The organism is Halobellus captivus, assembly GCF_003697845.1.
GTDB lineage: Archaea > Halobacteriota > Halobacteria > Halobacteriales > Haloferacaceae > Halorubrum > Halorubrum glutamatedens.
In genome coordinates, this window is the sequence record NZ_RDQE01000002.1 from 78,141 (window position 1) to 93,349 (window position 15,209).

Below are 15,209 nucleotides of genomic sequence, written 5' to 3' on the forward strand. Positions count from 1 at the left end.
CAGATTCAAGGTCGTCGCCGCCCAACACGCGGTATGAAGATCCGGCAGAACATCCGCCACTGGGCCGCGAAGAAGGCGCTCACGACCCCGGTGGTCGGCGACGTCGCCAACGACAAGCTCGTCGACCTCCACACGAGCATCTTCCTCAACAAGGCCGACGAGGAGCGCCGGGAGGAGCGGAGGGAACACCTCGACGACTTCTTCGACGCGACGATGGACGCCTACGTCGCCGCCCTCGAGGCCGGCTTCCCGGAGGCGGAGGCCCGCGAGATCACCCACGTACAGGCCAACTTCGACTTCTTCAATCACGGGTGGACGGAGATGATGGAGATCCCCGGCGACGAGCTGGAGGAGCACTACCGCCGGTACGAGTCGTTCTTCTCGAGATACGGGATCACGATCGACGACCCGCTCGGGGAGTTCCGCCCGGCCGACGGGATCGCGGACGCGCCGGAGACCCCGGAGCGACTCGAGACGCCGGAGTACGAGAACGCTCTCGCCGGCTTCGCCGACGACGTGTACGTGGAGACCGACGACGGCGAGACGGTCGTCGGCGGCGACACCGAGGAGCCCGAGGAGGTCGATCCCGCCGCCGCGCCCGGGCTCGACGAGGACGAAGCGAGCGCCTGAGCGGGGCGAAGCCAGCGCCCGGGCGGAGCCCTCGGGGTGAACCGACGGTCCCTCTCCCGGTCCATCTCAGCCCCACTCGAAGCCGGATCCGTCCCGCTCGCTCGCCGGATCCGCCGTCGGTTCGGGATCCACCGTCGTTCCGTGATCCGCCGTCGTCCCGGAGTTCGTCGCCGTTTCGGCGTCCATCACCGCTCCGGCTTCCGTCGGCGTTCCCGGATCCATCAACGCCTCGGCGGCCGCGACGCCCGCGGCGACCCGCGCCTCCGGCGACCCGCCGAACGGGTCGACGTGGCTCCCCGGGCCGGCGTACGTGACGCCCGGTATCCCGGCCGCGGCGAGGTCGACCGGCACGCGCTCGCCGGGGGACCTCGCCACGGCCGCGGCGGGATCGCGAGCGACGTGGATCGATCGAACGTCCTCCCTCGAAAACGACGGAAACAGGTCCTCGAGCGCCGAGAGCCATCGATCCCGGACCGATCCGTCGTCGCCGTCGGCGGGTCCTCCTCCGCGGCCGACCAGATACGTCAGGTGCTCGCCGCCGTATCGGGCGGGCGGGACCAGGTCCGTGTGCGCCAACAGCGTTCCGAACGGTGCGTCCCCGCCGCCGGAGAGCGCCCCGGGCTCGACCGTCATCCGCCACGAGTCGACGATCGGCTCGGCCGTCGTGACGAGCGCACACGTCCCGGGGACCGCCTCGACGCCGGGATCGACCCCCGACACGTCCCGAAGCGTCGACGGACCGCCGGCGACGACGACGCCCGCACACTCGACGATCCGACGGCCCGCCGGCGTCTCGACGGTCACCGCCACCGCGGCGTCGGAACCGACACGGCCGCCCGCAGCGTCGGTGCCGCCACGGCCGCCCACGGGATCTACCCGGATGACGCGGCTCCCCGTTCTAACCGCCCCTTCACCGATCGATTCGATGATCGCGTCCACGAGGCGGCCGGTCGAGCCGTCGACGTAGTCGACCGCCGTCCCGCGCCGGTTCCGCGCCGCCCACGATCGGAGCCACGGCGCGAGCCACGCCGCGGAGACCTCGCCGGCGCGGTCGCCGAACGCCGCGCGGAGGTCCGGCTCGACGTACCCCTCGTAGGTCGTACGCGACGCCCGATCGACGACGAACCTCTCGGCCGTCGTCGCGTCGAGATCGGCACGGGAAACGGACCCGTCGCTTCCGTCGTCGCTCGCGTCATCGAGGGCCCGAACCGCGCGTGTGAGGCGCACGAATCGAACCGCGTCGACGACCCCGGTTCCCGGATACGCCAGCCGTTCCCACGGGGCGTCGAGCCGGTGGACGACCCCGTCGCGGTAGCGGGCGGTCCGGCCGCGTCGCCGGGCGATCCGGTCGCCGAGGCCGAGATCGGCCGCGAGCGACGGGAGGGCGTCGGCCGTCGGGGAGACGTAGTGCGGGAACCGCTCCAGGGGGTCGCCGGCGGTGTCGACGGTACGCGCGCGGCCGCCGACCGCGTCGCTCGCCTCGAAGACCCGGACCTCGTGGCCCGCTTCCCGGAGCCTGGCGGCCGCCGAGAGTCCGGCGAGCCCGCCGCCGACGACGACGTACATGTCGTCTAGGACGGGCCGTCGTCGGTAAGTGTGTTGCGGGGATCGGTCGGGTCGGCGGGATCGGTCGGGTTGACGAGGTCGGGCGGACCGGCGGAACCGTCCCCTTCGCCGTCGAGCCGCTCGGCGAGGAACCGTCGAACCGCATCGGGGGCGTCGCCGTCGCGGTCGCGGAAGACGGTCAGGCCGGCGCGGTACCGCTCGAGGTCGTCGTGGTTCGATGCGGGCGAGTCGGCGGATCGCTCCAGTTCGAGTTCGGCGAGTCCCGTCTCCTCGCCGGTGTAGGCGAACCCGCACTTGTAGAGCGCTTCGTAGGCGAACGGGTTGTTGACCGCGATCCGGACGCGGTCGTACCCCGCGTCCGCGAGCCACGGGACGGTCCGTCGGATCAGCTCGGGACCGACCCCCTCGCCGCGTCGCGCGACGTGGACGGTGACGTATCGGAGCCGACAGCACGCGGGGTCGGTACGGTCCGGCGAGAACGAGACCGCCGCGAGGACGTCCGTCTCGAACTCGTCCGGATCGACGGTCTCGGGAAGCGGCTCCGCGGGCGTCCACTCGGGAACGGCGTCGGAGCCGTCCCCGGTCCGGAGGAGCGCCTTGCCCGTGTCGCCGACGACGAACTTCCCGGCGTACGCGAACGCCCGGTAGTCGAGCCGGCACGTCGTCCCCTCGCCCGGCGCACCGGGCACCGTGAACTCCATGCACGGGAACACGCGTTCCGGCCGCTAAACCGTCCCGGTGGGACGTGCAGGGACCGCCGGCAGCCACTTCGACCGAGGCATATAACTCCGCGCCGGCCGCACCGGACGCCATGTACGGCCTCGGCGACGTCCGCTTCTTCGACCGGATCGCGCCGCTGTACGACCTCGTCATGCCGCCCGCGAACGGCGCGGCGCTCTCGGCGGGGTTCGACCGGGCGGAGCGACCGATCGACCGGCTGCTCGACGTCGGCGGCGGCTCCGGGCGCGCGTCGGCCGCGCTGACGGGTCCCGACGTCACCGTCGTCGACGTCTCGTCCGGGATGCTCCGTCGGGCGCGGAACGCACGGGGACTGTCGGCGGTCGCCGGCGACGCGGGGCGACTCCCGTTCCGCGACGGGAGCGTCGACGCGGTCATGGTCGTCGACGCGTTCCACCACCTGCCGGACCGGGAGGCCGCGCTCCGGGAGGCGGGGCGGGTCGTCGCGCCCGGCGGCGTCCTCGTCGTTCGCGAGTTCGATCCCACGCACCCGCTCGGGCGGCTCCTCGTCGCCGCCGAGCACGCGATCGGCATGGGGTCGCGGTTCTCGACGCCCGACGCGCTCGCGGACGACATGGAGGCGGCCGGATTCGACCCGGCGGTCGTCGACCGCGGGTTCGGCTACACCGTCTCGGGGGTGCGAGCCGATCGCTGAAGGGGTCCGTCTACGGCGACCCGTCGAGTTAGTCTAAAAAGCGGTCCGTGTGCGAGTAGCCTGAAAACCGGTCCGTGCGACTAGTCCTGCGGGTGGCCGTGCGCGTGGGCGTCGTCGTCGTGCTCGTGGCCCTCTCCGTGGTCGTGGCCGCCGCCGTGGTCGGGTCCGCTGTCGTCGGTCTCGCCGAGCACCTCCGCGCCCTCGCCGTCGATCATGTCCATGTTCTTGAGGTTGTCCCGCTCCTCGAAGTCCGCGACCGCCTCCATGACGTCCTCCTGGGTGATCGTCATGCGGTCCTCGGTCAGCGCGCCCAGGACGGCCTCCCGAAGCACCATGCGGAGGTCCGACCCCGTGAGGCCGGTGGTTCGGTCGGCGACCTCCTCCGGGTCGAAGTCGGCGATCTTCATCTCGCGGGTAACCACGCGGAGGATGTCGGCGCGCATGTTCCGGTCGGGCTTGGGGAAGTTGACGATCTCGTCGAAGCGCCGCCAGGCGGCCGCGTCGAGCTGGTCCGGGTGGTTCGTCGCGCCGATGAGGAGCACCTCGTCGCGGACGAGCGACACCTCGTCGATCGACTTGAGCAGGGTGTTGACCGCGCGCTTGAGCGCGGCGTGTTCGTCCGAGCGGCGCGTCTTCGCGACCGAGTCGAACTCGTCGATGAAGAGGATACACGGCGAGAGCCGCTTCGCCACCTCGAAGGTCTTCTCGACGTTCTTGGCCGTCTCGCCGAGGTACTGGCTCGTGATCATCGACATCTTCACCTCGACGAGCGGGATCCCGAGCTGGTGGGCGAGCGCCCGCGAGACCGTGGTCTTCCCGGTCCCCGGCGGGCCGACGAAGAGCAGCTTTCCGATCTCGCGGAGCCCGATGCTCGCGAGGTACTCGCGGTGTTCGATCGCCTTGACGATCTTCTGGATCTCCTCCTCCTGGTCGCCGGTCAACACGAGGTCGGCGAGCGTGGTCTCGATCTCCTCGGGCGCGCGGACGTTGACGAGGTCGAGCATCTCGCCGTCCTCGTCCTCGTCGAAGTACTCCTCGAGGAGCGCGTCGATCCAGACGCGGTCCGCCTCGATCGGCCGGACGTTGTCCCGCGCCTCCTCGTGGGAGACGGGCGCGTCGAGGCCGTCGGCGGCCGCGAGCGCCGCGACGAGCGTCGGGTTCGAGGCGATCCGGTCGGCGTCGGCGTGATCGCGGTACCACTCCAAGCCCATCGCCGGTTGGGTGAGCGTGATCTCGCCGGAGAACTCGGTGTGTTGGGTGAAGAGGAGGTCGGAGACCGCGTCCCAGGGCCGTTCGACGCCGGTCGCCGTTCGGGTGCTGGCGTCCGTCGCCTTCAGCGGGCGCTCGACGCCGCCGGGGGCGTCCTCGACCGCGTCGTCCGACCAGAACACCCGGCGGAACCGGGGCGGGAGGTCGTTCTCGTCGAGGTCGCGGTTCTCGGTGTAGAAGTGCGTGGTCAGAACGAACTCGACAACGTCGAGCGCCGGGTCACTCATCCCCGTTGGGTAGCCGTGGCAGGCGTTTAAGCGCGTCGAACCGAGACCGGATCCGCGCTCTCCGCGCCGTATCGAACCCTTATTAGTCTCGGTGTGAGACGGGGAGGTATGAGTTCCGACGACGCCGAGGCTCCCGATCCCGACGGCGGGGGTTCCGACGCCGACATCGACCACGAGAACGCCACACAGGACGTCGTCGCCGTCGATCCGGACGACGCGCCCCAGGGCACCGTCAACCGGCTCGACGCCCACACCGGCGACGGGATCCGCCACCGGGCGTTCACCTGTCTCGTCTTCGATACCGACGGCCGAGTCCTGCTGGCCCAGCGCGCGCCGACCAAGCGGCTGTGGGACGGCCACTGGGACGGCACCGTCGCCTCCCACCCCGTCGAGGGACAGTCCCAGGAGGACGCGACCGCGACGCGCCTCGAGGAGGAACTGGGTATCACGCCCGACCAGTACGACGACCTCCGGGTCACGGACCGGTTCGAGTACAAGCGCTACTACCCCAACGAGGGCGTCGAGTGGGAGGTGTGTGCGGTTCTGAAGGTCACGCTCGAGGACACCGACCTCGATCCCGACCCCGCCGAGATCGGCGGCCGGATGTGGGTCGACTACGAGCACCTCCACGAGAACCCCGCGCTGTACCGCCAGCTTCGCCTCTGTCCCTGGTTCGAGATCGCGATGCGACGCGACTTCGCGTAGTTCAAGGCGGAGCCGCGATTCCCTCCCCCTATGACCGTCGTCGTCGTGTTTGCGAACCCGCCCCGCGAGGGGCTCGTCGCGACCGGGCTGGCGGAGTCGACCCCGCTCTCGACCGCCGAGGCCGCCGACCTGTACGAGGCCGCCTTCCGCGACGCCGTGCTCGCGGTCGACCGCTCCGGCGGCGAACTGCTCGTCAACTATCCCGACGAGGACTCCCTCCCCGAGCCCCATCGAACCGACACCCCGCCCGAGGCCGAACTCCGCGCGCTGGTGGCCGACACGCTCGGCGGGACCGGCGACGTCCGCTTCGAGCGGCAGGTCGGCTCGACGTTCGGCGCGCGCGCCGGCAACACCGTCACGCACCTGCTCCGCGAGGAGGGAGCGGACTCGGTCGCGGTCGTGACGCCGACCGCGCCGCTGCTCTCGCGGACGACGATCGACTCGGCGGCGATGAAACTCCGGACGAACGAGGTCGTGATCGGACCCTCGACCCGGGGACGGGCGTACTACGCGGGCTTCGCCGAGCCGATCGACTTCGAGGGCGCGTTCGACTCCCCCGCGCTCCCGACGCTCGCCGCCCGCGGGAGCGACGCGGGCCACGACGTGGACTTCGTCGGGTCGCTCCCCTCCCTCGAGACGCGCGCCGACCTCCTCGACACGCTCCCGCTGCTGCGGGCGCGTTTCGCCGCGGAGCGGATCGTCCCCGACTACACCTCGGCGTTCGTCCACGAGCACGGCCTCGACGTGGTCGTCGAGGACGGCGAGGAACGGATCGTTCGGGACTGAGGTTCGGGCGCGTGGACATGAGTTCCGCGTCATCGACGCGATCCGCCTACGCCGAGTAGCCCGCGATCCCCTCGATCAGCGTCGCGATCCCGTCGTCATCGAGTTCGTCCGCGAGCGACGCCACCGCCTCGCGGTCGGCCCGGTCGGCCGCCGCGCGGACGGCGACCGGCTGCTCGCCGAGCGGGACGAACCCACAGTCCAGCCGTTCGGCCGTCTCGCGCAGGGCGAGCCCGGCGTCGGCGTCGCCGGCGAGCACCCGCCGGACCGGGCTCTCGAACGCCCGGAGCGTCAGCACGTAGCCGTCGATCCGCTCGGTCAACTCGCCCGGCGAGGCCGACCGCTCGGCCGCGAGGTCCTCGAGCGCGTCGTCGAGTCCCCGTCGGAGTCCCGTCCCGGTCGGCCGGTTGACGAACCGGAGGTCGCGGTCGACGAGGTCCGCGAGCCCCTCGACCCCCTCGGGGTTGTCGGCGGGCACGACGAGGCCCCACTCCCGCCTCCACTCGCCGAGGACGACGTCGTCGACCTCGCGATCGGTCGGCCCCGCCGTCACGGCGACGTCGGGGACGCCGTCGCGGAGCCGGCGGTATCCCTCACGTGAGCCGACCGGGAGGTACCGCGGGTTCTCGAGCCGGTCGAGCAGGCGGTTGACCGCGGGGTCGTCCTCGCCGACGCCGAGCAGGGTCGGCGGCCGGACGTCCGGCGAGAACAGCTGGACCGTGACGGGCTCGCCCGCTTCCAGATACTCCGTGTCGGGGTCGACGGCGACGACGCCGTCTGCCTCGACGAGGCTCGTCGTCGCGCCCGACCCCTTGTCGACGGGGTAGACGAGGGGTCTCTCCCGAGCGCCCGCCGGTCCGTCCGCCGCCGTTTCGTCGCCCAAGTCCAACAGCCCGACGGGCATCAGCCGGAGCCGTCCCTCGCCGTAGCGCTCGCGGACCGCCATCCGTCCCTCGACGGTCGCGGTCCGCGGCTCCGGGAGCCCGGCGGCCTCGCGGACCGCCGGCGCGACGAACGTCCGGAAGATCGTCAGCGCGGAGACCGGGTAGCCGGGGAGCCCGACGTAGGCGGACTCGCCGCCGTCGGCGCGGTCGAGCCGCCCGACCAGCATCGGCTTGCCCGGCTTGACCGCGACGCCGTGGAGCAGGAGCTCGCCCCGCTCCTCGATCACGCGGTAGATCACGTCGACCGCGCTCGCGGAGGTCGACCCCGACGAGAGGACGAGGTCGCACTCGTCGGCCGCCTCCCGGAGCAGCCGCTCCATCTCCGCGTAGTCGTCGCCGGCGTGCGGGTAGAGGACGGGCTCGCCGCCGGCCTCCGCGACCCCCGCGGCGATCGTCGTCGAGTTCACGTCGTAGATCTCGCCGCTCGAGGGGTCGAGTTCGTCGCCGGGGCGCACCAGCTCGTCGCCCGTGGAGACGATCCCCACCCGCGGTCGACCGCGGACGGGGACCTCGTCGACGCCGAGCGCCGAGAGCAACCCGATCTCGCGGGGAGTGAGACGGGTTCCGGGACCGAGCGCGCGAGCCCCCGCGGCGATGTCCGCGCCCGCGGCCATCACGTGGTCGCCCGGCGCGACCGAGGTCCGGAACGCGATCCGATCCGTCCCGTCTCCTCCCCCCGCCGACTCGTCCGTGCGCTCGACCATCACCACCGCGTCCGCGCCGTCCGGCATCACGGCCCCGGTCGACACCTCCGCGCAGGTCCCGGACTCGACGGTCACCTCGGGAGTCGCCCCCGCGTGGACCGCGCCGACGAGGTCGAGCTCGACCGGGTCCGCCTCGTCGGCGCCGAACGTGTCGCGGGCGCGGACCGCGTAGCCGTCCATCGACGCGCGGTCGAACCCCGGCACGTCGATGCCGGCGTCGACCCGTTCGGCGAGCACCCGTCCCCTGGCCTCCGCGAGCGGGACCGATTCGGGCTCCGGCACCAGATCCAGCGACGCGATGGCGTCGCGGGCAGCGTCGGGCTCGGCGAGGTCGCGGAACTCCTTGCGCTCCGTCATTCCGTCACCTCCCAGAGCTCGACGTCGACCACGGCGCCGGCGTCGAGCCCCTCCCTCCGCTCCGGGACGACGACCCAGCCGTCCGCGAGCGCGACGCTCGAGAGGACGCCCGACCCGCTCGCGCGGGTGGGCGTCGCGACGAACGCGGGGCCGTCCGCGTCGCGGTCGGCGTCCCCGTTGCGGTCGGCGTCGACCTCGTCGGACAGCTTCACGCGGGCGAACGTCCGCGTGCCGGGCTCGCTCGCGACCTTGCGGTCGAGTCGCGCGCGCCGGGTCGCGAACGGGTCGGCGGTCGTTCCGCCCACGCGCTTCTGCACGGGACGAAGGAACTGGACCGCGTTGACGATACAGGCCACGGGGTACCCCGGAAGCGACACCACGGGCGTCCCGTCCACGCGACCGAGACACACCGGGTGACCGGGTTTGAGCGCGACGCCGTGGACCAGGACCTCGCCGAGGTCGTCGACGACCTCCGGGAGGAGGTCGCGCTCGCCGACCGAGGAGCCGCCGGTGGTGACGACCACGTCGGCGTCGAGGTCGCGCTCGATCGCGGCCGCGAGCGCGTCCTCGTCGTCGGTGACGACCTCCCGGTACCGGGCCTCGCCGCCCCACCGCTCGACCAGCCGCGAGACGGTGAGCCCGTTCGTCTCGATCACCTCGCCCGGGGCGGGATCCGCCTGGACGAGCTCCTCGCCGGTCGGGATCACTGCCACGGTCGGACGCTCGTGGACGACGACCTCGTCGAGGCCGACCGACTTACACAGCCCCAGATCGGACGGTCGGAGGGTCTCGCCCGCCTCGTAGAGGCGCTGGCCGTCCGCGACGTCCTCGCCGGCCGCGCCGACGTTCTCGCCGGCCGCGACCGCGTCGAACGTCTCGACCTCGTCGCCGACCGACTCGACGTGTTCGATCATCACGACCGCGTCCGCGCCGTCGGGAAGGGCGCTCCCCGTGTGAACCCGGGCCGCCTCGCCGGGTGCGATCGACCCGTCCCCGCGGTCCCGCTCCCGCAGGACGGCCGGCGACCGGTCGGACGCGCCGAAGGTGTCCTCCGCGCGGACCGCGTACCCGTCCATCGCCGCCCGGTCGTAGCCCGGCACCGGTGCGGGCGCGTCGATCGGCTCGGCGAGGACTCGCCCGTCGGCGTCGGGGAGGGGGACCGTCTCGGTCCGGCCGTGGGCCTCGGCGGCGTCGACCAGCGTCGCCCGCGCCTCGGCGACGCGAGTCCGTCGCTTGAACCCGGCCTCGTGTCTGTCGTGGCTCATGGCCGTCCGTTTCGCCTCCGCGGGCAAAAACCCCGCTTCCCCGGCGGTCGCCGGACCGAGCGGTTCGGCGGATCGAACGGTTCGGCGGATCGCCCGGCCTTCCGATCCGCGGACCTACCTGAACCACGAGAGCGCCCGTCCGAACCGGTGGACCCCCTGTGAGAGGCCGACCCGAGCCATCGAGGCGGCCTCCGCGGCCCCGCGTACCGCGGCGGCCGTCCCGCGGCCGACGCCCGTCCGGGCGTAGTACCCGGACTTCCGTCCGGCGGCGACCAGGTAGTGTCTCGCCGCCATCGGGACCGGCGCGCGCTTCCCGCTCGCGCTCGTCGTCCCCTCGCGGACGGCCGCGAGGACGTCCGCTGCGGTGACGTCGTCGACCGACGTTCGTCCCCGGACCGTCAACTCGGTGAACGCCCGGCCGACGTAGTTCAGGTGGTGGGCGTCGCTGGCGGCGACGCCGGGGTAGCCGTGGAGCGCGGCGAAGCGCCTGGCGCGACGGTTGCGATAGCCGGTGAACAGCCAGGCGTTGAACACCTCGATGGCGTCGACTTCGTCGATTTCGCCGGGCGAGTCGCGACCGTCGGCCGTGTCACCACCGTCGGCCGCGTCGGAATCCGGCTCGGGGACGGGGACGTGTCGCCGCCGGACCCCGTGACGCGACCGCTGGAAGGGATGCGGAACGACCGCGATCCCGCCGTGGTCGTGGATCCACGTCACCGTCTCCGCGTAGGACTTCCGCCGCGGCGGCATCCGGTCGACCCCGATCGCGAGCAGGTGGCCGTGAGCGGTCGACACCTCGACGCCGGGGATGCCGATGAGCCCGTATTCGGGGGCGAGTTCGGCCGCGCGTCTCGACTCGCCCATCGTGTCGTGGTCGGTGATCACGACCGCGTCGAGGCCGATGTCCGCGGCGTGTTCCAAGATCAGATCGACCGGCTCGTGGCCGTCGTAGCTGTCCTCGGAGTGGACGTGTAGGTCGATCCTGACGGTGACGCTGGACACGTCCACGGGTAGGCCGTCGACGATATATAAAGGTCCGATGCGCCGCCGTCGTCGATCGAGTGCCGAAGGCGGGATCGGAAGCGAACGGCGGGGATCGGCGGGACGACGAGCCGATGCCCTAACCGAACAGCCCGCGGATCCGGTCGACGACCGACTCCTCGTCGGCCTCCGCCAGCTCCTCGGCCTGCTGCCGTTCGCGGAGCTCGCGCAGCGCGGCGGCCTGGTCGTCGGTCCCCTCGCCGCTCGCGGTGTTCGCCTCGCCGCCCTGGAGTCCCTTGAGCTGGGAGACCGCGTCGTTCACCGTCCCGGAGGTCGTCCGCGTCTCGGTTGCCGACCCCGAGAGCGCGTCGCTGTCGACGTCGACGTTGTCGACGGCGGTCGTGTTCAGCTCCAGCCGGCGGCCCTCCGAGCGCTCGACGCCGCCCCAGGTGAGCTCCGCGTCGTCGAGCTCGCGCTCGATGTCTGCGCGGACCTGCTCGTCGGTGACCGTTTCGGTCCCCGAGCTCCCGTCACCGCCCGAACCGGCGTCGTCGGCCGCGCCGCCGGCCGCCGCGGCTCCGACTCCGCCCGCCGCTCCCGCCGCCGACGCCTGCTCGACGCGGTGGGCGACGAGCGCCGCGCCGGTCGCGCCGATGACGGCGACGAGCCCGACGCTGTAGAGGGCGACGACCTGCGCGCTGTAGTCCGGCGGCTCGGGGACGTTCCAGTCGTGGGGATACACGCTGACGAACCACGCCACCGCGACGAGACAGACCGCCGCGCCGCCGCTCCCGAGGTAGAGCATGCGGCGGTCGACCGGGAGGAGGACCACGACGCCGAGGAGGAGCCCCGGGAGTCCGAGGGCGGCGGCGACCGCGGCCACCTGTCGGACCGAGTACGTCGAGAGCGTGTTCGACGGCAACGTCGCGCTGTAGAGGAACACGGCTATTCCGACGATCCCCAGGCCGAGCCCCACGAAGAAGAGCCCGAACCCGGCGTACACGTCGACGGCCCGGTCCGGGTCGCCGATGTACCGTCGGTAGTAGCCGAAAAGCGGGTTCGTCTCGCTCGGATCGCTCATGTCTCGACGTTTCCGCCGAGTCTAATGATTGTTGCCCCCGCGTCCGCGGGTCGGCTCACCCCTCGCCGTGGCCTCAGCTCGCCGGCTCCATCTCCTCCCAGCCGGCCGCGTCGCCGCGCAGCAGCGATCCGACGATCCAGACGACCGCGTCGACGCCGCGGTCCGCCTCGAGGTCTCCCCGCTCGACGCGTTCCACGAACCGATCCAGGTCGTCGAGGTCGATCCGTCCGCAGGCCACCGCGTCCGTGATCGTGTCCGTGTCGCTTTCCAGCACGCCGAGAAGGTTCGTGTCGACCGCGTTCGCTCCCATTACAAAAAGAACTACAAACCGAGTTAATATACTAGTATCGGTTCATTCGATGTGATATACTCATGAAATAATCCCGTTCGACCCCTGTGTTTTTCACGGCCGGCGTCCACCACTCACCCGAGAGACCGTGTCGACCGAGTGCCCGCGCTGTGGATCCGCGCTGACGACGTTCACGCTCGGCGGGGCCGAGGCCGTCGGCTGTGACGCCTGCGGCTACGCCGGCGTCGAGGTCGACCACTCCGGCGAGCCCCGCATCGTCGAGAGCTGGGAGGAGGCGCTCGAACGGTTCGGCGGGGAGAGCAAGCGTAGAGAGGAGTGAGGAATGTCATCGCTCGATATCACCGACGACCACCGAGAACGCATCGAGGCGCTCCGCGCGGAGCTGGCCGACCGACACGCCGGCCCGTACGCGACCGTGGGGACCGGGGAGGTCCTCTCGTATCTGCTCGACCTCGCCGAGGCCGTCGACGACCCGGACCGCTCGGCCGACGCCGATCGGCTGGCAACCGGGGAATCCGGCTCCGAAGCCGATACCGAGGGCGTCGACGACGAGGGTTCCGACGCCGACGGGAGATCGGAACCCTTCGACCGGGAGTCGGCCCGCGAGACGCTCCGCGAACGCAACCGGAGACACGGCGATCCCGAGGAGGCGGAGCGCTCGGACCTGTACTCGATCGCCGCCGCGTTCGACGTCGCCGGCCGCAGCGACATGGCCAAGGACGAGCTGGTCGAGGCGATCCTCGACGCGGCCGCGGGGCTGGCGGACGACCCCTTCGCCCACGTGGACGTGACGGTTTCCGGGGCCGACGCCGACGCGGCCGACGTAGACGACGCGGCCGACGCAAACGACGTAGACGACGAGAACGCCGAGGACGACGCGGACGGCGAGGCCGATAACGGAAACGAGAACGACGCGGCCGACGGCGGTGCCGGCCAGCTGAACGCGATGATGAGCCTGCTCGACACCCACGACGACAAGTGGCGGGAGGGCGACGGCGACGCGCGGTACGAGGTGGAACTGCCCGACGGGGACGTCGAGACGGCCCGCACCAAGGACGACGTGCGGGCGCTCCTGTTCAGGAACTACTGACCCATGGGACTCCTCACGAGGCTTCGCGAGTGGTTCGGCGGCCTGCTCGGCGGTTCGAGGGAGACGGACGAGGCGGCCGACGAGGAGACGGCCGGATCGGAGCCGACGGAACCGGCGGGACCGGACGACGAACGACTCGATCCGGGTGCAGCCACCGAGACCAGGTCGGACGCACCCGACGACGCGGTCGACAAGCTCCGGGAGCTACGGCAGGCTTCGCCGCCCGAGGAGGAGATGGAGGAGAAGAAGGGGAACGAGGAAACGAAGGAGAGGGAGGAGAAGGAGGGATCGGCCGACGAAACCGAACCGGACGAGCCCGCCGCCGGCGACGGGAAGCGTTAGGTCGCGGCGGTCGAAGGAACGGACATGCGCACGGACCAGGAACACGTCGCGCGGACGATCGAACTCGCCGAGGAGGCGACCGCGGACGGGAACACCCCGTTCGGCGCGCTGTTGGTCGTCGACGGCGAGGTGCGAAGGGAGTCGAAGAACACGACCCTGACCGACGAGGACGTCTCCGCACATCCGGAGCTCAAGCTGGCTCGATGGGCCGGCCGCGAGCTCTCGGCCGAGGAGCTGGCCGACTGTACGATGTACGCGAGCACCGAGCCGTGTCCGATGTGTACCGCCGCGATCCACTACACCGGGATCGACCGCGTCGTCTTCGGCGTCGCGGGCGAGACGCTCCACGAGCTCACCGGCGGGGGGATCCCGATCCCCGCCGCCGAGGCGATCCGGCGGGCCGACGGCGACACTACCGTGGAGGGACCGATCGCGACCGAGGCCGCGATGGCCGTTCACCGCTCCTTCTACGGGGAGTGACGATGCCGTCCGAGAACGTCGACGGCTCCGAGAACGTCGACGGCACCGAGCCCGCCGAACGCGCCGAAACCCCCACCGATCCGCCGCGAGTCACCACCATCGGCGCGGCCGCGGTCGACGAGTGGTACGCCGTCTCGAACCTCCCGGAGCCGGACGGCGGCGCGTACGCGAGCGAGGTCGAGACCGCGCCGGGCGGCGTCGGCGCGAACGTCGCGGTCGGTCTCGATCGGCTCGGCCGCGACGTCGGACTGGTCAGCCGCGTCGGCGACGACGAGTACGGTCGCCTGGCGCGCTCCTGGCTGGCCGAGACCGGCGTCGACGGGTCACGGGTCGAGGTCGGGGACGACCCGACGACGCGGTCGGTGATCCTCAGCGCGCCGGACGGCGAGCGCGCCATCGTCACCGCCGGGGAGAGCGTCCGGGAGCTCCGGCTCGACTCGGCGACCCTCGAGTCGGTCGTCGGGAGCGAGGTCGTCTTCCTCACGGCGTACGCGCCGGACCGGGTCGCACGCGCGGTGCTCGAACGTGTTCTCGACGCGCCCGAGGCCGACCGGCCGGCGCTCGTCTTCGACCTCTCGGGGCCGGTCGCGGAACTCGCCGGTCGCGGGACCGAACCGGGGACGGTCCACGGCTACCTCCACCACGCCGACCTCTTCGTCGCCGGCGGCGTCGCCGCGCCCGCCTACTTCGGCGGACGCGAGGCCGCAGTCGACCGGCTCGCCGCGGTCCGCACCCCGTCCGTCGGCCCCGCGGTCCTCACCCACGGCGCGGACGGGATGACCGTGATCGCCGACGGCGAGACGACACGGGTCGACGCGTTCGAGGTCGACGTCGTCGACACGACCGGCGCGGGCGACGCGTTCCTCGCCGGCCTGATCGATCGGTGGCTCCTAACGGAACGCGACCCGACGGCGGGTCCATCGAAGGCGCTCGTCGACGCCGTCCGATTCGCGGCCGCGGTCGCGGCGATCAACTGCACGGAGCGGTTCACACAGGCCGGGCTGCCGACCCGCGAGGAGGTGCGGGCGTTCCTCGCGGAACGCGACGTGGATCTGCAGTGACGGACGAGGTGGGCTTCGGTG

17 protein-coding genes are annotated in these 15,209 nt (G+C 72.0%); 9 read left to right on the forward strand and 8 right to left on the reverse strand.

The features are described from left to right. Nucleotides 1-33 precede the first annotated feature (33 nt). On the forward strand, nt 34-630 hold the full coding sequence (locus tag EAO78_RS02435; RefSeq protein WP_122104275.1) for a DUF6149 family protein: 597 nt from the start codon (nt 34-36) through the stop codon (nt 628-630). A gap of 66 nt (nt 631-696) precedes the next feature. Here EAO78_RS02435 and EAO78_RS02440 read toward each other — a convergent pair whose 3' ends face one another. Both EAO78_RS02440 and EAO78_RS02445 read right to left on the reverse strand, forming a co-directional pair. Continuing rightward, the gene (locus EAO78_RS02440) at nt 697-2,196 is read right to left on the reverse strand and encodes an FAD-dependent oxidoreductase (RefSeq protein ID WP_122104276.1); all 1,500 of its coding nucleotides are present in this window, start codon (nt 2,194-2,196) and stop codon (nt 697-699) included. A 5-nt stretch (nt 2,197-2,201) separates the two neighbouring features. After that, complete coding sequence (locus EAO78_RS02445; protein ID WP_122104277.1) at nt 2,202-2,897, reverse strand: GNAT family N-acetyltransferase; 696 nt, start codon at nt 2,895-2,897, stop codon at nt 2,202-2,204. A gap of 110 nt (nt 2,898-3,007) precedes the next feature. Here EAO78_RS02445 and EAO78_RS02450 point away from each other — a divergent pair, with 110 nt between their 5' ends. Next, a complete protein-coding gene (locus EAO78_RS02450; protein WP_122104278.1) occupies nt 3,008-3,589 on the forward strand; it encodes a class I SAM-dependent methyltransferase in 582 nt (193 codons plus the stop codon). A gap of 80 nt (nt 3,590-3,669) precedes the next feature. Here EAO78_RS02450 and EAO78_RS02455 read toward each other — a convergent pair whose 3' ends face one another. Beyond that, a complete protein-coding gene (locus EAO78_RS02455) occupies nt 3,670-5,085 on the reverse strand; it encodes an ATP-binding protein (RefSeq protein ID WP_122104279.1) in 1,416 nt (471 codons plus the stop codon). Nucleotides 5,086-5,193: 108 nt separating this feature from the next. Here EAO78_RS02455 and idi point away from each other — a divergent pair, with 108 nt between their 5' ends. Both idi and EAO78_RS02465 read left to right on the forward strand, forming a co-directional pair. Next, nucleotides 5,194-5,790 (forward strand): isopentenyl-diphosphate Delta-isomerase, encoded by a 597-nt coding sequence (gene idi / locus EAO78_RS02460; protein ID WP_122104280.1) that lies wholly within the window; start codon nt 5,194-5,196, stop codon nt 5,788-5,790. A 30-nt stretch (nt 5,791-5,820) separates the two neighbouring features. After that, nucleotides 5,821-6,576, forward strand: coding sequence for a DUF2064 domain-containing protein (locus EAO78_RS02465; protein WP_122104281.1), 756 nt, complete (start codon nt 5,821-5,823; stop codon nt 6,574-6,576). 46 nt (nt 6,577-6,622) lie between these two features. Here the strand turns inward: EAO78_RS02465 and EAO78_RS02470 are convergent, their stop codons facing one another. The 5 genes from EAO78_RS02470 to EAO78_RS02490 form a co-directional block, all read right to left on the reverse strand. After that, nucleotides 6,623-8,578: a molybdopterin biosynthesis protein gene (locus tag EAO78_RS02470; RefSeq protein WP_122104282.1), complete on the reverse strand. Its 1,956-nt coding sequence runs from the start codon at nt 8,576-8,578 to the stop codon at nt 6,623-6,625. Further along, entirely contained in the window at nt 8,575-9,843 is a 1,269-nt protein-coding gene (locus tag EAO78_RS02475; protein WP_122104283.1) for a molybdopterin molybdotransferase MoeA, read from the reverse strand. The genes EAO78_RS02470 and EAO78_RS02475 overlap by 4 nt, the downstream gene beginning before the upstream one ends. A 114-nt stretch (nt 9,844-9,957) precedes the next feature. Further along, the gene (locus EAO78_RS02480; RefSeq protein ID WP_122104284.1) at nt 9,958-10,845 is read right to left on the reverse strand and encodes a CehA/McbA family metallohydrolase; all 888 of its coding nucleotides are present in this window, start codon (nt 10,843-10,845) and stop codon (nt 9,958-9,960) included. Between the two features lie 118 nt (nt 10,846-10,963). Further along, entirely contained in the window at nt 10,964-11,905 is a 942-nt protein-coding gene (locus EAO78_RS02485; RefSeq protein WP_122104285.1) for a cell division protein CdpA domain-containing protein, read from the reverse strand. 73 nt (nt 11,906-11,978) lie between these two features. After that, the gene (locus EAO78_RS02490; protein ID WP_122104286.1) at nt 11,979-12,215 is read right to left on the reverse strand and encodes a hypothetical protein; all 237 of its coding nucleotides are present in this window, start codon (nt 12,213-12,215) and stop codon (nt 11,979-11,981) included. A 127-nt stretch (nt 12,216-12,342) separates the two neighbouring features. Here EAO78_RS02490 and EAO78_RS02495 point away from each other — a divergent pair, with 127 nt between their 5' ends. From EAO78_RS02495 to EAO78_RS02515, 5 genes are read left to right on the forward strand one after another with little or no spacing between them, the layout of a single operon-like run. Further along, nucleotides 12,343-12,534, forward strand: a complete 192-nt coding sequence (locus EAO78_RS02495) for a zf-TFIIB domain-containing protein (protein WP_122104287.1) — start codon at nt 12,343-12,345, stop codon at nt 12,532-12,534. A 3-nt stretch (nt 12,535-12,537) separates the two neighbouring features. Further along, the gene (locus EAO78_RS02500; RefSeq protein WP_122104288.1) at nt 12,538-13,305 is read left to right on the forward strand and encodes a hypothetical protein; all 768 of its coding nucleotides are present in this window, start codon (nt 12,538-12,540) and stop codon (nt 13,303-13,305) included. 3 nt (nt 13,306-13,308) lie between these two features. Beyond that, the gene (locus EAO78_RS02505) at nt 13,309-13,647 is read left to right on the forward strand and encodes a hypothetical protein (RefSeq protein ID WP_122104289.1); all 339 of its coding nucleotides are present in this window, start codon (nt 13,309-13,311) and stop codon (nt 13,645-13,647) included. Nucleotides 13,648-13,671: 24 nt separating this feature from the next. Then, nucleotides 13,672-14,127 (forward strand): nucleoside deaminase, encoded by a 456-nt coding sequence (locus EAO78_RS02510; protein WP_122104290.1) that lies wholly within the window; start codon nt 13,672-13,674, stop codon nt 14,125-14,127. A 2-nt stretch (nt 14,128-14,129) separates the two neighbouring features. Then, a complete protein-coding gene (locus tag EAO78_RS02515) occupies nt 14,130-15,188 on the forward strand; it encodes a carbohydrate kinase family protein (RefSeq protein ID WP_122104291.1) in 1,059 nt (352 codons plus the stop codon). The last annotated feature ends 21 nt before the right edge of the window (nt 15,189-15,209 follow it).